The 17,452-nt window shown below is 35.1% G+C and carries 21 protein-coding genes; 9 read left to right on the top strand and 12 right to left on the bottom strand.

Going from position 1 to position 17,452, the window contains the following annotated elements:
• Nucleotides 1-96: 96 nt before the first annotated feature.
• Both BKP35_RS13860 and BKP35_RS13855 read left to right on the top strand, forming a co-directional pair.
• Nucleotides 97-918 (top strand): YitT family protein, encoded by an 822-nt coding sequence (locus BKP35_RS13860; RefSeq protein WP_420534833.1) that lies wholly within the window; start codon nucleotides 97-99, stop codon nucleotides 916-918.
• A 241-nt stretch (nucleotides 919-1,159) separates the two neighbouring features.
• Nucleotides 1,160-1,492 (top strand): BsuPI-related putative proteinase inhibitor, encoded by a 333-nt coding sequence (locus BKP35_RS13855; protein WP_071313954.1) that lies wholly within the window; start codon nucleotides 1,160-1,162, stop codon nucleotides 1,490-1,492.
• Nucleotides 1,493-1,554: 62 nt separating this feature from the next.
• On the opposite strand, the gene BKP35_RS19645 is transcribed toward BKP35_RS13855, so the two are convergent.
• The 5 genes from BKP35_RS19645 to BKP35_RS13835 all read right to left on the bottom strand — a co-directional run bounded on the left by BKP35_RS19645 (nucleotide 1,555) and on the right by BKP35_RS13835 (nucleotide 7,417).
• Nucleotides 1,555-1,722, bottom strand: coding sequence for a hypothetical protein (locus tag BKP35_RS19645; RefSeq protein WP_169819229.1), 168 nt, complete (start codon nucleotides 1,720-1,722; stop codon nucleotides 1,555-1,557).
• Between the two features lie 151 nt (nucleotides 1,723-1,873).
• On the bottom strand, nucleotides 1,874-4,891 hold the full coding sequence (locus BKP35_RS13850) for a DEAD/DEAH box helicase (RefSeq protein ID WP_084031663.1): 3,018 nt from the start codon (nucleotides 4,889-4,891) through the stop codon (nucleotides 1,874-1,876).
• On the bottom strand, nucleotides 4,884-6,191 hold the full coding sequence (locus BKP35_RS13845; protein WP_071313953.1) for a hypothetical protein: 1,308 nt from the start codon (nucleotides 6,189-6,191) through the stop codon (nucleotides 4,884-4,886). Before BKP35_RS13845 ends, BKP35_RS13850 begins: the two co-directional genes overlap by 8 nt.
• Nucleotides 6,192-6,364: 173 nt before the next feature.
• The gene (locus BKP35_RS13840) at nucleotides 6,365-6,670 is read right to left on the bottom strand and encodes an AzlD domain-containing protein (protein ID WP_071313952.1); all 306 of its coding nucleotides are present in this window, start codon (nucleotides 6,668-6,670) and stop codon (nucleotides 6,365-6,367) included.
• A gap of 6 nt (nucleotides 6,671-6,676) precedes the next feature.
• Complete coding sequence (locus BKP35_RS13835) at nucleotides 6,677-7,417, bottom strand: AzlC family ABC transporter permease (protein ID WP_071313951.1); 741 nt, start codon at nucleotides 7,415-7,417, stop codon at nucleotides 6,677-6,679.
• A 319-nt stretch (nucleotides 7,418-7,736) separates the two neighbouring features.
• Between BKP35_RS13835 and BKP35_RS13830 the strand changes: the two genes are divergently transcribed.
• Nucleotides 7,737-7,991 (top strand): DUF6154 family protein, encoded by a 255-nt coding sequence (locus BKP35_RS13830; RefSeq protein WP_245741976.1) that lies wholly within the window; start codon nucleotides 7,737-7,739, stop codon nucleotides 7,989-7,991.
• A gap of 338 nt (nucleotides 7,992-8,329) precedes the next feature.
• Here the strand turns inward: BKP35_RS13830 and BKP35_RS13825 are convergent, their stop codons facing one another.
• Nucleotides 8,330-8,887 (bottom strand): hemerythrin domain-containing protein, encoded by a 558-nt coding sequence (locus tag BKP35_RS13825; protein ID WP_071313949.1) that lies wholly within the window; start codon nucleotides 8,885-8,887, stop codon nucleotides 8,330-8,332.
• A 140-nt stretch (nucleotides 8,888-9,027) separates the two neighbouring features.
• Here BKP35_RS13825 and BKP35_RS13820 point away from each other — a divergent pair, with 140 nt between their 5' ends.
• The gene (locus tag BKP35_RS13820) at nucleotides 9,028-9,216 is read left to right on the top strand and encodes a hypothetical protein (RefSeq protein ID WP_071313948.1); all 189 of its coding nucleotides are present in this window, start codon (nucleotides 9,028-9,030) and stop codon (nucleotides 9,214-9,216) included.
• A gap of 173 nt (nucleotides 9,217-9,389) precedes the next feature.
• Entirely contained in the window at nucleotides 9,390-9,584 is a 195-nt protein-coding gene (locus BKP35_RS13815; RefSeq protein ID WP_084031684.1) for a hypothetical protein, read from the top strand.
• Here BKP35_RS13815 and BKP35_RS13810 read toward each other — a convergent pair.
• From BKP35_RS13810 to BKP35_RS13790, 6 genes are all read right to left on the bottom strand, one after another.
• Entirely contained in the window at nucleotides 9,581-9,934 is a 354-nt protein-coding gene (locus BKP35_RS13810) for a DUF1360 domain-containing protein (protein WP_071314113.1), read from the bottom strand. The genes BKP35_RS13815 and BKP35_RS13810 overlap by 4 nt on opposite strands.
• Nucleotides 9,935-10,346: 412 nt before the next feature.
• A complete protein-coding gene (locus tag BKP35_RS13805) occupies nucleotides 10,347-10,946 on the bottom strand; it encodes a hypothetical protein (protein ID WP_071313947.1) in 600 nt (199 codons plus the stop codon).
• Between the two features lie 245 nt (nucleotides 10,947-11,191).
• The gene (locus BKP35_RS13800; protein WP_337959648.1) at nucleotides 11,192-11,647 is read right to left on the bottom strand and encodes a GNAT family N-acetyltransferase; all 456 of its coding nucleotides are present in this window, start codon (nucleotides 11,645-11,647) and stop codon (nucleotides 11,192-11,194) included.
• A gap of 331 nt (nucleotides 11,648-11,978) precedes the next feature.
• Nucleotides 11,979-12,212 (bottom strand): DUF3813 domain-containing protein, encoded by a 234-nt coding sequence (locus BKP35_RS13795; RefSeq protein ID WP_071313946.1) that lies wholly within the window; start codon nucleotides 12,210-12,212, stop codon nucleotides 11,979-11,981.
• Entirely contained in the window at nucleotides 12,212-12,346 is a 135-nt protein-coding gene (locus BKP35_RS20135; RefSeq protein ID WP_281244245.1) for a hypothetical protein, read from the bottom strand. Before BKP35_RS20135 ends, BKP35_RS13795 begins: the two co-directional genes overlap by 1 nt.
• A gap of 136 nt (nucleotides 12,347-12,482) precedes the next feature.
• Nucleotides 12,483-13,292, bottom strand: coding sequence for a Cof-type HAD-IIB family hydrolase (locus BKP35_RS13790; protein WP_071313945.1), 810 nt, complete (start codon nucleotides 13,290-13,292; stop codon nucleotides 12,483-12,485).
• Nucleotides 13,293-13,703: 411 nt separating this feature from the next.
• Between BKP35_RS13790 and ctaG the strand changes: the two genes are divergently transcribed.
• The 4 genes from ctaG (at nucleotide 13,704) to BKP35_RS13770 (ending at nucleotide 17,451) form a co-directional block, all read left to right on the top strand.
• Nucleotides 13,704-14,618: a cytochrome c oxidase assembly factor CtaG gene (gene ctaG / locus BKP35_RS13785; RefSeq protein ID WP_071313944.1), complete on the top strand. Its 915-nt coding sequence runs from the start codon at nucleotides 13,704-13,706 to the stop codon at nucleotides 14,616-14,618.
• An 11-nt stretch (nucleotides 14,619-14,629) separates the two neighbouring features.
• Nucleotides 14,630-15,238 carry an SCO family protein gene (locus tag BKP35_RS13780; RefSeq protein ID WP_071313943.1) on the top strand — a complete coding sequence of 203 codons (609 nt, stop codon included), beginning with the start codon at nucleotides 14,630-14,632 and terminating at the stop codon, nucleotides 15,236-15,238.
• Between the two features lie 10 nt (nucleotides 15,239-15,248).
• On the top strand, nucleotides 15,249-15,701 hold the full coding sequence (locus BKP35_RS13775) for a FixH family protein (protein WP_071313942.1): 453 nt from the start codon (nucleotides 15,249-15,251) through the stop codon (nucleotides 15,699-15,701).
• Between the two features lie 481 nt (nucleotides 15,702-16,182).
• The gene (locus BKP35_RS13770; RefSeq protein ID WP_071313941.1) at nucleotides 16,183-17,451 is read left to right on the top strand and encodes a molybdopterin molybdotransferase MoeA; all 1,269 of its coding nucleotides are present in this window, start codon (nucleotides 16,183-16,185) and stop codon (nucleotides 17,449-17,451) included.
• The last annotated feature ends 1 nt before the right edge of the window (nucleotide 17,452 follow it).

The raw sequence follows: 17,452 nt of genomic DNA, 5'->3' as shown, positions 1-17,452 counted from the left end.
AAAGTTAAACTAGTGATTTTGTTCCGACCTTTGAGAGTGTAAATTGAACTTATTGTTTTTGGGAATAGTAAATAAAGGATGGAAGGAGGAAAATTCGTGGAAACTTTTAAAAAGGTGTCCATCTATACTATTGGATCAATCTTAGTTGCAGTTGCATTAAATTTTTTTCTCATACCAGCGAACGTTTTTGCTAGTGGTTTCACGGGATTTGCGCAAATATTGGCGGCGATTACTCCTATATCGACTGGGATTTATTTATTTGCGTTAAATATTCCAGTTGCGTTAATAGGTTGGTTAAAAATTGGCAAGTTATTTACACTTTATAGCTTTTTGAGTGTTGCAATTACAACCGTTTTCCTTGAAGTATTACCGGTTATTTCAATATCAGAGGATATTTTATTAAATTCAGTATTTGGTGGTGTTATTATCGGAATTGGCGCGGGTGTGATTTTAAAATATGGTGCTTCAACTGCCGGAGTTGATATTATTGCACTTATTTTAGCTAGGTATAGTGATCGACCTCTAGGAATTTATTTCTTTGTTATAAATGGCTTAATTGTAATAACTGCTGGTTTTTTATTTGATTGGGAAAAAGCACTTTATACGCTTGTCACGTTATATGTAAGTTCAAGAATTATCGATTCTATACATACTCGTCATGTGAAGCTAACAGCAATGATTGTTACGAAAAAACCTGATGACCTTCAAATCGCCATTCATGAAAAATTAACGAGGGGTATTACTCGTATTCCTGCTAAGGGTGGATATACAAAAGAGGATAAAGAAATGCTGATGATTGTCATTACTAGGTACGAGTTGTATAGTTTACAAAATATAATTGCAAACGTTGATGACAAAGCGTTCACGAATATCGTTGAAACGGCGGGGATTTATGGGATGTTTAGGAAGGATCGTTAAATTAAAATGTAGAATCTAAAATTTAAAAATATTAAAATTAAAAATGTGAGGGTGATTTGTAGAAATTTGGTTTGTTGGTTAGGACACTCGCTTGACTTTTCATGTTAGATGGTGGCGGTAGACTCAGTAGTGTTATCAAAAATTTATATCATTTAGCATAAAGTACATCTTATCGTACTTATAAATAAATTAGGGTGATATATGGATAGCCACTACTATGTATCTGGGGGAATTGAGGAACATGAAATTTGAAATTTCGTTAACGAACCAAACTGAAGAGACAGTTGAATTACAATTTCCTTCTGGGCAGCAATTTGAGATTATTGTTCGTGATCGAAAGGGCACTATTGTATACCAATACAGTGAAGGAAAAGTGTTTACTCAGGCAATTGTCATAAAGGAGATCAAGCCACGAGAAACGGTCACATGGACGGATGAATGGGATATGAAGGTAAATGGGGAGTTAGTGAAGCAAGGGGAGTATTTTGTAACTGCACAACTCCAAATCATGTCTTTGAATGGAGAAAGTGTTGATCCACAACAATTTATGATTGAAAAAAAGGTCGTGATATAGCAAAAGGACCTTTACTTGTATTAAGAGCTTATCGCTGTTAGCACAAGTAGGTCCTATTGACGTCATTCTTCTTGTAAATCCTTTTCAACGCGATTTTTTACCGCTAACAAAAAATCACTCCATTCTTTGCTGAGGTTTTCGTGATTAGTCGAAGTGCTATTGCTGGTAGGGAGTGGTTTCTTGATCTTCCAGTATTCATTAAATGGTTTTGGTAATTGTTCTTTGTCCACTAAACACACCACCTCTCAAGTTTAATTGTTAAACTTTCTTCTAGCTCTGTGCCATTACTCTGACGCGGAGCTTTTTTATTTGGATTGTCGAAGCTAACCAAGGCGCCTGCGCTTTTCTTTGGCTAGCTTTAGGCGCCATACACTTTTCTAGCTACGATAAATTAGAAACGCGTAACGTTAAAAATTGTTCTAAATCATCTGTAGAAAGCTCAGAAAGCTTGTTTTCATTTGTATTAAGTAACTGATCAGATAAGGCTTGTTTCTTCTCCAACATTAAATGAATCTTTTCTTCAAGTGTTCCCTTAGTTAATAGTTTATGAACGGTGACATCTTCGGTTTGACCGATACGGTAGGCACGGTCTGTTGCCTGATTTTCAACAGCTGGATTCCACCAACGATCGTAATGAATGACGTGTGTTGCTGCTGTTAAATTAAGTCCAACCCCACCTGCTTTTAAAGATAGGATAAAAAACGGTATGTCCTCATTTGTAAATTTAGAAATGAGTGCCTCACGTTTTTGACGTTCTAAGCTTCCGTGTAAAAAAGGGATTTCGGTATTGAATTTCGCCTCTAGCCCTTTTTTGAGAATCGCTCCCATCTCTTTATATTGGCTGAAGATTAGTGCTTTTTCTTGATTTGATTCAATCGTTTCAGCTAATAACATTAGTTTTTCCCATTTTTCAGAGCGGTTTTCGAGCTCGTCACCATTTTTTAAGTAGTGAACGGGGTGATTACAAACTTGTTTTAGTTTTGTTAAGCTACTTAAAATAAGGGCCCTTCGCTCCATTTCCGACACTTGATCAATTTTATCAAAAAGATCGTTAATGACCGCTTGATATAAACTAGCTTGCTCAACAGTTAACCCTACGCGATGAATGATCTCTTTTTTACTAGGGAGTTGTAAGTGGATGTGTTTGTCTTGTTTTGTTCTTCTTAGTAAAAAAGGAGAAATAAGCTGCTTTAGCTCTTGTAGCCTTTCTTTATTTTGTTTTTCGCCTTCAATCTCTTTAATGTATCGTTTCGAGAATTGTTGATATGAGCCAAGAAAATGGTCATTTAATAAGTCGATGATTGACCACATTTCTTTTAAGCGATTTTCGATCGGTGTTCCTGTTAAAGCGATCCTATGAACAGCGGTAATTTGCTTTATACTCCTACGCTGCTTTGTTTCAATGTTTTTTACATGTTGAGCTTCATCTAAAATAAGGGCTTCCCATGTACGGGACATCCATAACTCTTCATCACGAACAGATAGAGAGTAGGAAGTGATCACAATATCATATTCATGAAGTGAATCTCCTAGCTGTTCTTTAGTAGAGCGATTATGGCCGTGGTGTACATATATGTTTAATGATGGAGCGAATGTGTGGATTTCATGTTCCCAATTTCCGATTAACGATGTAGGACAAATAAGAAGAAAAGGCTCATTTAAATCACCTTGTCTTGCTTCTTTTACGGCAAGTAAATAGGTAATCGTCTGGATCGTCTTCCCTAACCCCATGTCATCGGCTAAACACGCCCCAAATCCAATTTTACGCATATTTAATAGCCATGAGTATCCGTCTTGTTGATAAGCGCGTAATGCCCCATTTAGCGCTTTGGGGATTGTTCTTTTTTTCCACGTATGTATTGCTAAGTCTTCTAATAACTCATTGATTTTGTCGTTCCATTGAGTTTCCCACTTTATATTTTTATCTTCTTCGAGGTGAATTTGATAAGCATCCATGTAGGTCAGTTTCTTTTTTTCTTTATATTGTATTAATTTTGATTGAATTTTTTCTGCCGTAGAAACGTCCCAATATACCCAATTTCCTCTTAACTTTACAATTGGTCGTTTATGATCAACGAGTTGTTGGAACTCTTTTTCAGAAACGGTAATTCCGCCAACTGATATTGAATAATTAAAGTCAGCAATCGCTTGCCAATTTAATAAAGGTTCCGCTTCTCCTCTCGTTTCAATCCTATCTTTTTGCGTTAAGGTGACGGAAAAATCTTTTTCTTTTTTATGCCACCAGCTTGGAACGAGAATTTTAATTCCTAATTGGTTAAGAGCTTCTTCATTTTCCGTTAAAAAATCATAAACCTCATCGATGGTAGCCTCAAAGGAGGGGGAGGTTAAAGAGAACTTATTAAATTGATGAATGTGATTTTTCCCTTTTATTAAAGCTTCATTAAAATATGTAATCGGGTTTTCTCGCCAAGGATGATGACCAACTAAAAGATCACTAACATCAATCATTAACGTAGGATCTTTACGGTCTTGAATAAATAAAGTGACTAACCAGTGATCAGCTTTGGGTGATTTTTTCTCTTCTACCCGAATTCCGAGCTTAAAAGGAGCCACCTCAACGGCACCGATATTTTCTAGAAATTGTTGGTGTGCTTCTAAAGATTGTGAGAAAGGTGCGTCTTCTTGCAACTGTTCTAACATGTTTTTAACGTTTTTCGATTGGTTTTGTATAAGAGCATCGTAAGCTTTTTTTATTTCATGGTCCGAATTCATTACTTTATGAATATATGCATTTGTAAAAGAGATAGAAAAGTCTTTTAATGAAACATTGCCAATCGCTGTTTCATTAAACGAGTAATTGGCAGGGTGTAGAGCTAAAAAAGACGTTGGTGCACTATCTTCCCATTGTTGATAAGGGAAGTTACTAGTTTCCCATTCTCCATTTTCATTTGGGATGATGTTCCCTTGTTGAATTTCTTGTAAAACTGCTTTTAAAAACGCCTGAATGAATTGAAAGTCATCAGCTAATTTCCATTGTGATGTCGTTGTTAATTGTAAAATTGATGAAACGAATTGATCAAGTTCCTCAATGGAAATTTCTAAACCATTGATCGGGAATAAATGAGTTTCATACGTTGCTGGAACGTGATATACCGGTACATTTCCAGCCTCACTGAAAAAGAGACGATTTTGTAATGGTACCTGAATGTGACATTCAGTAGTCTCAATAAAAGTCCCATAAAAAGAAGGTTGATGATTTCGAAATAAAGAAAGTTTTAACCCAAAAGGTGAATAAAGAAACGGATATTTAAAAGGTTCAATATCTACATATTTCTTATGCTTTTTTTGCTCACCCCAAATGAATAGGCTATAGCCTATTCGCTTTCTCAATAGACCACAATGAATAATGACCGGGTTAGGGTTGTAACTATTAATCAATTTTTTTCAACTCCTGAATGAACGCCCGAAAAGTTTTAAACCTCCGTTTAATACCTGACACATAAAACGCAAACGTTTGTTGTTGATCTAACTTTTCGTATATGAGCTTTAATTGCTTAATATTATGAACAGCTTCAACATAATGAATTCTAGACTTTTTTTGAACTAATCTTTCGACGACTTGATGTAAAAAAGGAAGTAGCAATTCTGGTCGTTTTTTCATTACATTTGTTATTAGTTTTTCAATTTCCGGCGAGAGCGTTGTGACCTCTTTTTTAGCTGTTAAAAGAGACTCAATCCCTTCTTCAAACAGCTCTTCTTCTGTAACGATTTGATAATATGTCGCTTCGGTTTGCGGGCGATATAGATCTGCTTGTAACTGTGGAATAATAAAATGTAATACTTTTTCTTTTTCCTTTTTGTTACATTTTTTTACCCTTGAAATATAGCTTGAGAAAGAAGGTTGCTGAAGCCAATTTTTCCAAACAATTGTTAATTTCTCTTCGTCAGTACCTGTTTCTATTAACATCTCTTCATATAATTTTCCTAGAGTGCTTCCTTGTTTTGGCTTATCGTAAGGGAAGAAGATTTCAAACCAATGTTTCATCATCTCAAATTCATGTTTTTGTTCCATAATAAGAAAATGATCGATTAATTCACTATAGTGCAGTGTCGATTGAAGGTCTCTTAATAATGTTAACGAATGTACACCGTCATCGGCTTGTAAATATAAAAGACTTGCAAGCTTTATATGAAACGATTTTTGCTTGCGATTATTTTTTATTAATTTTTCGGCATGTTTAATTAAAATATTTTCTCGTTCCTCACAAAGTAACCATGTCGTCACTAGTTTTTCAATAGGAGAGGTCTGCTCACCATGAATCAACTGATCAAATAACAGTGACGTATACCAATCATAGAAAGGAGATCGTGCCTTTGTAGCTTCTCGCTTCATTACAGGGTATCCCTGGTGCAACAACTCGTTAAAAAAAGCAGAAAATCGATTTTGACGGAAGCGGTAAGTATCATAATCGATGGCTTTTTTTAATAATTGCTCAGTAAGAACGGTCATAGCGATGATTGTATATTGATCTTTTTTATCTTCTGTAGTTTTTTGCAAATCTTCGAAAAAAAGCTGTACGATGTTTTCGAATTGCTCATGGTTAAAATGACCTGATTTAGAAAGGGTTTGGTAAACGTCACCGACAAACGGACGTAAAACTTTTGTGAAATGCTTCCAAGTCGAATCAAGGTCTTCATTTAAATGGTCGGTAATTAAGTTCAATTTTATCTTTTCCATATGTCACCACTTATAATTTCAATGTATCCTTCTATTGTAGTACGAAACACCGTCATAAAACAAATCGGTATGAAACTTTAAATCATTTTTTTATGGATAGAGTATAGCCAAGCGAATGCTTGGCTACGACTAAAAAAGGCAAGAAATCTGTCGAAAAGCCTTTTATAAATGAGTTAAAAAAATACTGAATACAGTGATAATACTGTAATGGCACTTATAACAACGATGATTAAGTTAGCTCCTAAAAGAGCGATTACTATTGCTGTGGTGCCACCGATAATACCGAACCAAATATCATCTTGAATAAAAAGAATCCCTGGAAAAATGAGCGCTCCTAATGCTGCGTAAGGGACATTTTGCAGGACGGCTTTTACCTTTGGCGGTAATTCCTTTCCATTCATTGCTACAAGAGGTAAAACTCGTGGGATATATGTAACGATGGCCATCCCTAAGATGATGATAAGCATTGTTTGAGACATTAGCAATTACGCTCCTTTACTCTTGTGATCTGACTGTTCATAAAAATTTTGTTTTTTTGAGTAAATGATTTCAATCACAATGGCTGACACTAACGTGGCAATAATAATTGCCCAGCCAGTAGCAATGAATAAGGTTAAGACTGAATTTAACATCGCTGCGAAAACGGCGAGCCAAACAATTTTTCGATGTTTTTTTAACGACGGTATTAATAAAGCGATGAATAATGCATATAAGGCAATCGACATGCTTTGTTGCAATGTCGCCGGTAACGAAGTACCTATCGCATAACCGATGCCGGAATTAATCACCCAACTTGAATATGCAATTGAAGCAACCCCTAAAATATATGAACTTGTCAGCTTTCCTTCTTTTGTTGAGGAAACGGCAAATACTTCGTCGGTCATTCCGAAAGCATATAGCCCCTTTATGATTGGATGGTCTTTAACAGCTTTTTCACTGATTGCAGTGCTCATTAATAAATGACGTATATTAATAATGAACGTAGTAAAAATAATTTCAAATGCTCCTGTTCCAACAGCAATTAAACTTAATGACATATATTGAGCAGCGCCTGCAAAAACGAAGGCACTCATTGCGATCGTCTCAAGTAATGTGAGGCCAGTTGTTTCAGCAATAAAGCCGTAAGTTAAAGCAACAGGCAAATAACCGATTGCGATACTAACACCTGCTAAAAGTCCTTTTAGATAATCTGATTTCTTTTCCTGTACCGAGCCGGAGAAAAACATGCTTTCGTCCCCTTTAACCATTTTAGTGAGTGAATTTCATAATTACCAAAAATGAGCCACATCACGCAATATATAGTTTGCGAATGATTTTGACGCAATTATATATTGATCCTAGTGGCGGAAATAATGAATTATGAAATTCATTATAGTAAATAAATAATATTTTACTCCCATAGGCTTATGTATGTAAAGGCTAGATAGTTGGTTTGTTGGTTATTTGGTTATTTTGAAAGGTAGGAGCTCGATTTTTCTATAATAGATAGTGATGTTTATCGACAAATTATTATTATGTATAAAGAAAGAGGTGAGTATATTGAAAATGGTTGATGATGTTTTTGAATTGTATAAAGATCATTTAACAGGTGATGAAGAAGATGTACTAGTGATTATTTACGGAATATTAGACGGGTTTAAAAGTCATGAATTGGATAAGTTATATCAAGACTTAAAAGCAGAAGAGAAGTTTGAGATGATTGCTTTATATTTATATGAAAAGCTCCGTCTGAAAATGTTTCAGGAAGGTATTGGGCACATCAGTAATGGAGACGATCAAGATAACAGATTACTGCATTAAAAAGTTGGACAGCTGGTTTGTTGGTAAGTTTGAATGGAATACACTTGATTTTTACATGTTGGAGTGACGATAAATCGTCATGCTGGTTTTGTATGAAAATAAATGACGGTCGACTTTTCCGAACAAGCCTCTAAAGTCGGTACGAGTTTACAGCGAAGTGAGGGAAATCGACCGGAATTTTTTCATATTAGATAGTGACGATAAATCGTCATGAGACTTTGTATGAAAAAAGGCGTGTGATTTCCTGAGCGAGCCTTCTTATTTGGTCAAGAAATAAGCAACGAAGAGATGGAAATCACACGCCTTTTACATGTTTAGATGGAGACGATATTCATTATTTATGCAATTTTTTTAAATTGAATCGCTAATTCCTCTTTTTCCTCATCTGACAAAGTTTTCTCTGCCATCGGAAAAAGAATATTTTCTTCTTTCATAAAATGGTCAGTTAACGTTAAATAAACAATTTTTAAATGACGGAACAAGTCAAATGCTTCTTCTTTTGTAATTGTTTTTTCGTTTTCTTTTATGAAAGCTACTTTATCCATAAATTCCTTTAGATTAAGTTTTGCAGTGTTATGTTCGTACTCCATTACTGCAATAGGGCCACCTTCACGGCCAATGTATTTAACCATCATCTCAAAAAGTACATCTTCTTCACGATCTGAATGAGGTTCTAGTTCGGCAATAAAAATTGATAATTTTTCGTGAAGTTGGTCAATCGCATTATTCCAATCTGTAATTGTGTCATCAGCTTCAAACGCTTGTACCATTTGGTTAAACTCTGCCATTTTTGCAAGAAGTGATGGATGTTCATCGATTAGTTGCTTTAATGGTGCACAATAGTTGATTTCATTTGGGTCTCCAAACCCTCCAAAGCAAGGTGAGTTATGATTCATGTTTATTTCCTCCTTGTAATTACAAGTAATTTATAAATTCTATAAGGTAAGTGTACATAATAAACAAGTTTAATGAGGTGATAATCATCACAACCTAAGTAATTTTTTTTGAAAAGTTGGTTTGTTGGTTTGTTGGTTTGTTGGTTTGTTGGAAAGGCAAAACCATAGATCTTTACATTTTAGAAGGTGACGGATATGCTGTCATGCACGTTTTGTATGTAAATAAAATGACGGTCGACTTTTCCGAACAAGCCTCTAAAGCCGGAACGGATTTACAGCGAAGTGAGGGAAATCGACCGGATTTTTTCGTGTTAGATGGTGACGATTAATCGTCATGACGGTTTTGTATGAACAAAGGAGGATGATTTTTCGCGAACGAACTTCTGAGATTTAGTGGAAGATCACGGTGAAGTGAAGGAAATCATCCGCTTTTTTCATCTGAGATGGTGGTGGTTTGTATGGATTTATATATATTGGGGATTCTAAACTTGAGGTGATTAAGATGAATCATAATGACATCCAACAAACTTTACAAGATGCATTAAATAATGAAGAAGAAATGATGCGCACGTATTTAATTGCCGCAGAACGAGTCCATGAAAGTGAAGAATTAAAGCTTCGCCTTAGGGAATTTGCAGAAGGCAATGCGAAACGTTCGCGGCAATTAATGGATGAATTAAAAAGATTTACTGATTAATTTTCAGAATGTTTATTTAAAGCTTGAATAGCTTTTGTACCGACACCAACAAATGTTTCGAGGATTGTTTGTCCTCCAGCAATGGCAAAAATAAAAATAGCAGGTATAAAGATTGTTGGGTAAAGTATATAACCTAACCCGAAAATAATGGCACTCCAAACACCAGCACACCAATAACAATTTAATAAATAGCCGAGTTTTGAATCAGGAACCTTTTTTGTTTTCTCGTGTCCGTGATCGGAAATTGTTTTTTGTTTTAAAAACGGTTTTCGAATAAATTCAGTAATCTTATCAAAAACAATTAAATGAGTGAAACGATAGCTTGCTAAAATAATCATGATAAACATCATCCAATTAAGATCAACCAATGAAATTCCTCCTCAATGTTAGTTAGTTTCTTTACATGTTATTAACTAAAAAGGATAATTTCATACAAAGCTTTCATGGTGGCATGCTTGTCGCCACCATCTAACATTCAACAAGGAAAGTCTGGCGAGGGTCCTAACCAACTAGCTAGCTACTAACCAACAAATCAACTTTTATACAAACGCTCGTTCACTAAAGTACTACAAAAAAGTTAGCTGGTAATAATACACAGCTAACTTTTACTCGTTTTTATAGTATAATCAAAAGTGGTTTTTCAATTTTTATTTTTTGGAGGTTTATTCATGAGTCATTGAATAAATCTCTTTTTTTCTGTCTAAATTTTTGCTGGGCTTGTGATGGACTTCCGACCCTTTATTAACGATTAGCTTGGCATTTTTACAATAACTGTTGGATCTCTTTTTTTCTTTTTAATAGCCGTCTAAGTTTTAGTTTTTGATCATTGATGGACTTTTTATCTTCGGCCTGGAGAGATTCGTAAAGCTCCATTAACGTATAGTCAATTTCCATACCAATAATATTAATAATCGTGTCTGGATCAAGGTCGTGGTCAAAATCTCGATATTCAATAATTGCACCGTATTGATTCATAACGATTTTTTCACCTCCATCAATTTCAGTAATAGATTGAATAACACCCTCTTTAAAAAATGTAATATACTGTGGTCCTTCTGTGTACGTTTTAATAAAACCGCTGCCACTATATTCTGTCATGATTAATTCAAGAGCTTTGGCAACTAATTCTTCACTCACTTTTAAGCAGTCGACGTTAATCGTTAGTTTGTTACCGTTTTTTTTGAAGGGAATTTCATGAATGGAGTGATTTGTATCTATAATTAAATATATGATTTCATCGTTATAACGCCAATAAAGTGAGCATTGGTATTCCATCATCTTATTAATGAATTGCTGAAGCGATTGCTTGGATAGTTCTACTTGGAAATCATGAAATTCTGCTTCGAAAAAATGTGGAACCATCTTAACACTCCTTACTAAAGAAAATCTAAAGCTATTTCTATATAAGTATGAAGTGGACAGTTTGAAAAGAAGTAAAAAATATATAAAAGTAAATGAAATATAACTGTAAAAAAGAGGTTGTCTCAAAAGGGACAAATGACTTTCGAAACGGGGCAGTCATGTGAAGGAAGGGAATCAAAAGTGGCAAATGATTACCTAACGGAGCTTGTCGCCCGAAGAGAGGGAATCATTTGCCAAGAATGATCTCAAAAAACATCTAATCCATATCTTTTAGAAACTATATCATAAAATCCAAATGAATTGTAAAGCTTCTTTGTAGCAATATTGTTTACTCCTGTTTCTAGTTCGATCGCCTTTAAATCATTTTGTTCAGCCCAAAAAATTATATGTAATAATAACTTTTTAGCAATACCTTTTTGACGGTATTCTTTATGAACGTATAGTTCGTTTAACCATATATAATGGCCCCCTTTTTCTAAACTTAGTGCTAAGTTAAAGAAAGCAAGGCCAATAATCCGTTCGTTTTCTTCTACAGCAAAAATTCTAGCGGTCGACCCTTCCTCTAATGCTAAATCAATCGAAACTTTAAGCTTTGTATATGAATCACTATCACCGATCTGCTCCATTTGTCCCATCATGAGGTCAGCAATGTTTTCTCTTAAATTTTCACTGGCATTATTTTCAACTAAAAAGACATTCAAAATGACCCCTCCTATCCTCAATACAACATATTCGTTAATTGTAACAAAAATCCTTTAAATTAACGACGATATTATTGAATAATTAGGGAATAAGTTTCTTTGTGGGACAGGTGGAGGTAAAACTCGTTTAATTTAAAATGTAAAATTAAAAATTTACAATTGTGAGGGTGAAGCTTCGTAGCTAAACCTACATATAATTTTAAATTTTGAATTGTAAATTGTCTCCTTGACTGTTACAAATACTATATTTGCTGTTTGAGGATCAATGACTATGATGCTAAAAGTTCATTGATCCTCAAGACAGTTAAAAAGTGTAAATGCTCTTTAAAATTTAACTCATTTCTTCAGGTAAAGTTTGTTCGAGATTTTCTATGTTATTTTGTAGCTCAGCTAATTGCCTCTTTTCAGCGGTTGTTGATTGAGCAAAGGCCGATGAAAGATTATTTTTTGCTTTTAATATTTCTTCTTGGGCAAGAGCGAGTTGTTCAGGTGTTGTTGCACTTTGTACTTGCATTTCCGCTTGCTCAACTGCATTTCTCGCTTGTTGAAATAAACGATTTCCCATTAGCAATCACCTTGATTTAAGTTTGGATTTTCGGCTTCAGCCATTGTTTTAACATTACGGGAGCGCTCATTATTAGGTTGAACTACATCTTTACCTTGTTTTACAAAACGTTTTGATTTTGATTTTTTGCTCATTTTACTTCTCTCCTTTTTTATCCGAGTGAGGTAAACAGAAACATCTAATTAAATAAGCATTCGATGCTTCGAGTATTACATGTACAAACTTATTTTCTGCGAACAATTCGGATAATAAACAGGGAAGAATTTAGTATTACAAATTAAAATAATCTTCAATAAAGGAGGCGATACCGTCATCTTCGTTTGTTAATGTTGTTTTATTGGCAATTGATTTTAATTCATCAATCGCATTTCCCATTGCAACGCCAACTCCAGCATATTCAATCATTTCTAGATCGTTATCTTCATCACCGAAAGCGATAATTCGCTCTTTAGGAATGGAATAATATTCACTAATTTTATTTAAACCTACTGCTTTATTAAGGCCAGCTTTGACAATTTCAATGACATTCCAAGGAGCACCCCATACTCGTTGGTCAATCACCTCTGCATGCGCTTCTTTTAGTAAACTCCTTAGCTCTCGAACATGATCATCTTTAGGATGAATTAATATAGAGGTTGGGTGATCAGTTAATATATGGTGTAAATTCCCGAACTTTACTGGAGAATCGCCCATCGTAAACGTTTCTATCAATACTTCGTCATAGTACCTTAAGTAAAAATCATCAACAATTTCAACCATAATATTTTTTACTTGAAAGGCTTCGCAAGTTTCGATAATTGTTTTAGCTGTATTAAGCTCAAGTGGCGTGTGATAATAACCAAAATCTTTATGAAGTGGATGGTGAACAAAAGCGCCGTTAAAATTAACAATCGGTGTATTTAAATTTAATTCCTGGTAGTACAGTGAGCTTGCTCGGTACGGTCGACCAGTTGCAATACAAACGATATGTCCGGCATCACGCACTTTTTGTATCGCCTGTTTATTTCGTTCAGAAATTTGTTTGCTATCAGTGAGCAGCGTGCCATCTAAATCGATAGCAATAATATGTTGTTCCATAATTCCTCCTTAAAAAAACAATATTTACAAATATGAATTTCATAATTACCTAAAATGAGCCATATCTAACTATAGGTAGTTGCGAAAGGCTTAACGCAACTACCTATAGTTACTTAATGGCGATAATATGAATAAAGAAATTCATTAGCATTTCTTTATTCTAGCTTTTTATTAAAAAATTGTCTAAATTGATTATTAATTTAAATTTTATTGGTTGATACTTCGAAGCAATGCTAAGGAAACTCAAAACTCAAAATTCAAAACTACAAATTACCAAAACATAATAATACCTATTAACACCGTATTCATGTTATAAATGATATAGATGAATTTTTGACTACATTAATTTTCGCTTGCGCTTTTGTTTTCGCCGATAGGCGGGCGCCTTACGCTTTTCTTATTGGGAGGTTAGTTATGATTGAGCAATTCTTTTCATCTTTTACATTTCGGACGATATGGACACCGGAATTGATCGTTGTTTTATTATTATTTAGTAGCCTATATTTTGCGATTACAGGCCCTCTTAGATATCATTTTAAAGATAGCGAAAAAGTTCCAACGAAGAAAAAAGTCTATTTTCATTTAGGGTTAATAGCCGTCTATTTTGGTTTTGGCGGTCCGCTATATGTTCTTGGACATTTAATGATTAGTATGCATATGTTCTCGATGGCGATCGTTTATTTAATTGCTCCCCCATTGCTTTTATTAGGAATTCCGCATTGGTTTTTACAAACTTTTTGGAAATTTTCGATTGTTAGGTTGCCACTAAAAGTTTTAGGGAAACCGTTGATGGGATTAATATTATTTAATGCAATGTTTTCTTTTTATCATTTGCCGTTTACGTTTGATCGATTAATGACAAATAGTGGTTTGCACAATATATATCAACTCGGTATGTTATTTGCGGCTTTTTTAATGTGGTGGCATATTATCCCAGTTTTTCCTAAAATGGCAGAACAACTTACAGAATTGAAGAAAATCGGCTACATGTTCGCAAATGGGGTTTTATTTACACCTGCATGTGTTTTAGTTATTTTTGCAAGTGGCCCTTTATATGCGATGTATACGGATGTAAATACTTGGTCAATTGCAATGGGTTATTGTCTGCCAGCTGGTTCAGACATTCCATATGAATTATTTTCCGGTGAAAACGCACTGCCACCGTTATCGCCACAACACGATCAACAATTTGGTGGTGCAATTATGAAGGTCACGCAAGAATTGGTTTACGGTGTTGCCATTGGCTATACGTTTAAACAATGGTGGAAGCGCGAACGGAAACCAGTCGTGATTCCAAACTTTGAAGTGATGAATCCAGATATTAAATAGTAGGTGGTTTGATGAAAATAATAAAAATGTTTTTAACTATTTCTATAATGCTGATATTAGCTAGCTGCGGGTTCTTATATGGTGAGCCTACAACTAAATCTGATGCGATTACAGATATATCGGAGGCAGGATGGGAAGTGAATGATTTTGAGTATACAAATCAATTTGGCGAAGCTTTTGGTACGAAAGATTTAGAAGGAGAGTATTGGTTGGCGAATATGATCTTTACTAGTTGTCCAACGGTTTGTCGGACGATGACACCAAATATCATCGCACTTCAAGAAGAAGTGAATAAACAAGGCCTAGACCTTCAGTTTGTTTCTTTTACAGTAGATCCTGATTTTGATGATGCTGGGTCATTAAAAAAATACGGAGAAGCTTATGGCGCTGATTTTTCTAATTATCATTTTCTTACGGGATACACTGTTGAAGAAATATCTACTTTTGCGAGAGAGTCGTTTAAATCTCTCGTCCAAGAACTACCTGATTCCAATGATATTATGCATAGTGTGAATTTCTTTTTAGTCGATGGTGATGGGAATGTCATTCGTTTTTATGACGGGGATTCCGATTTTGATGAGAATGCGATTTTAAGAGATTTAAAATCTATCCTGCGTTAGGGAGATGTTTATGAAAAAAATAATTGTTACTAGCTTATTTCTTATTTTATTATTAGCTGCTTGTAATAATGTAAAAGAACAAGAGGTAGAAGAGATCAATTTACTAGATCCTATTAAAGTTGAGTTAAATATGAAGTCACAATTAGTAGTTGATGATGAAATGGTTACGGAAGCAGTAGTGACTCAAAAAGGTGAACCTGTGACTGATGCGAATGAAGTTGTATTTGAAATTTGGCAGCATGGAAATCCTGATTCGTATCAACTTTTAGAAGGAGTCAATGAAGGTGAAGGGGCTTACGAAGTATCTTGGACAGCTCGAGATGTAGGAGTCTATTACATTTATTATCACGTTACCGCCCGAGGAATGCACCGAATGGAAAAACACCAATTTGTTGTCGGTGATGTTGATGTGGACAAGATTTTAGAAATCCCAGATGAACGTCCCGAAAAGCATATGCATTAATATAATTAGTTGGACAGTTGGTTTGTTGGTTAGTTGGAAAGGAAAGCGCTCGTTTTTTCAGCGGAGGTGGTCATCGTGATCCCCTCGCCGGTTTTATAAGAAAATCTCTTTAAAAAATTGAAATATTACCTATTTGGAACTGAGCCAAGCATAATGCTTGGCTCTTCACATTTTTATTATAAACGATGATGGTAAGCCGCGATGAGGGGTTTGTATGAAAAAAAGCGGATGAAGTCCTGAACGAGCCTCTAAAACTCGATAGAGATTTACAGCGAAGTGAAGGAAAATCATCCGCCTTTTACATATTAGATGGTGACGGAATGGTCGTCATGTGCGTTTTGTATGAAAAATGGCCTACGAATGAAGAATGTGAAATCCTTGTAAATAATGTTAATAAAATGCGAACTGTGAAAAAGTTCATAGCTTATCCCTATACATATTTGTTAAAATGTAATTAGAATTGTGAAAGGTGTGACTTCAAATGTATACAGAACGTAAACCAATTAAAATAAATGAAGCGGTTGAAGCAGTATTGCAATTTGCTAAAGAAGGAGAATTAGAGTATGTCTCCATTAATGATAGTGATGGACGTATTTTAAAGCAACCAATTAAAGCGGATCATGATATACCACCATTTGATCGGTCTCCTTTAGATGGTTTTGCCATTCGTTCAGAAGATACTGTAGATGCTTCGAGAGAAACACCAATTGAACTTGAAGTAATTGAAACAGTAGGTGCAGGGGCGATAGCGAAACGAGTACCTAAACAAGGACAAGTTATTCGTATTATGACCGGAGCTGAAATGCCAGAAGGTACAGATGCGATCGTTATGTTTGAGTTAACAAAAGAAATTGAACGTGATGGGAAAACTTTTATTGAGTTAAAACGTTCATTTAAACCAGGGGATAACATTTCTTTTAAGGCCGAGGAAACGAAAACAGACGATATTCTCGTTGAAGCAGGGCGAAAAGTAGACCCAGGAGTGAAAGCGCTTTTAGCTACTTTCGGTTACAATAAAGTTCCAGTAGGAAAAAAACCGATCATCGGTGTATATGCGACAGGTACAGAATTACTTGATGTCGAAGAACCGTTAGAGCCTGGAAAAATCCGTAACAGCAACTCTTATATGATTACATCACAAATTTTAAAAGCGGGTGCAGTACCGAAATATTACGGTAAATTAGTTGACGATTTTGATCGTTGCTACGAAGCTGTAGTAAATGCACTAGATGAGGTTGATGTTTTAATTACTACAGGTGGAGTATCCGTAGGGGATTTTGATTACTTACCGGCGATTTACGAGAAGCTAGGTGCCAATGTATTATTTAATAAAATTGCAATGAGACCAGGAAGTGTAACGACTGTTGCCGAATATAAAGGGAAGCTTTTATTTGGGTTATCTGGGAATCCTTCGGCGTGCTATGTAGGGTTTGAGTTATTAACTCGTCCATGGGTACAGTTATATTTAGGTAATCCGAAGCCACATTTACAAAAGGTACAAGGGATTTTAAAGGCAGACTTTCCAAAGCCTAATCCGTTCGTTCGTTTTATTCGTAGTAAAATGACGATCGAGGAAGGGAAGATATTCGCTGAACCTGTAGGTTTAGACAAATCTGGGGTAGTTACGTCGCTCGCTAATTCTGATGCGTTAGTTGTATTACCTGGAGGAACTCGTGGGTTTAAAAAAGGTGATGTCGTTGATGTGTTATTATTAAACGGTGAAGGTAGCTCAGAAATTTTAGAAAAATAAA

It is taken from the genome of Anaerobacillus arseniciselenatis (genome assembly GCF_001865995.1).
GTDB classification, from domain to species: domain Bacteria; phylum Bacillota; class Bacilli; order Bacillales; family Anaerobacillaceae; genus Anaerobacillus; species Anaerobacillus arseniciselenatis.
The sequence above is the reverse complement of the archived record's forward strand: the minus strand, read 5'-3'. Positions and strand labels throughout refer to the sequence as shown.

Bases quoted from the DNA above. Each gene is read 5' to 3' on its own strand.
- BKP35_RS13855 (WP_071313954.1), top strand. From the start codon at position 1,160: ATGAAATTTGAAATTTCGTTAACGAACCAAACTGAAGAGACAGTTGAA.
- BKP35_RS13845 (WP_071313953.1), bottom strand. From the start codon at position 6,191: ATGGAAAAGATAAAATTGAACTTAATTACCGACCATTTAAATGAAGAC.
- BKP35_RS13840 (WP_071313952.1), bottom strand. From the start codon at position 6,670: ATGTCTCAAACAATGCTTATCATCATCTTAGGGATGGCCATCGTTACA.
- BKP35_RS13835 (WP_071313951.1), bottom strand. From the start codon at position 7,417: ATGTTTTTCTCCGGCTCGGTACAGGAAAAGAAATCAGATTATCTAAAA.
- BKP35_RS13830 (WP_245741976.1), top strand. From the start codon at position 7,737: ATGGTTGATGATGTTTTTGAATTGTATAAAGATCATTTAACAGGTGAT.
- BKP35_RS13825 (WP_071313949.1), bottom strand. From the start codon at position 8,887: ATGAATCATAACTCACCTTGCTTTGGAGGGTTTGGAGACCCAAATGAA.
- BKP35_RS13815 (WP_084031684.1), top strand. From the start codon at position 9,390: ATGAATCATAATGACATCCAACAAACTTTACAAGATGCATTAAATAAT.
- BKP35_RS13810 (WP_071314113.1), bottom strand. From the start codon at position 9,934: ATGATGTTTATCATGATTATTTTAGCAAGCTATCGTTTCACTCATTTA.
- BKP35_RS13805 (WP_071313947.1), bottom strand. From the start codon at position 10,946: ATGGTTCCACATTTTTTCGAAGCAGAATTTCATGATTTCCAAGTAGAA.
- BKP35_RS13795 (WP_071313946.1), bottom strand. From the start codon at position 12,212: ATGGGAAATCGTTTATTTCAACAAGCGAGAAATGCAGTTGAGCAAGCG.
- BKP35_RS20135 (WP_281244245.1), bottom strand. From the start codon at position 12,346: ATGAGCAAAAAATCAAAATCAAAACGTTTTGTAAAACAAGGTAAAGAT.
- ctaG (WP_071313944.1), top strand. From the start codon at position 13,704: ATGATTGAGCAATTCTTTTCATCTTTTACATTTCGGACGATATGGACA.
- BKP35_RS13780 (WP_071313943.1), top strand. From the start codon at position 14,630: ATGAAAATAATAAAAATGTTTTTAACTATTTCTATAATGCTGATATTA.
- BKP35_RS13775 (WP_071313942.1), top strand. From the start codon at position 15,249: ATGAAAAAAATAATTGTTACTAGCTTATTTCTTATTTTATTATTAGCT.
- BKP35_RS13770 (WP_071313941.1), top strand. From the start codon at position 16,183: ATGTATACAGAACGTAAACCAATTAAAATAAATGAAGCGGTTGAAGCA.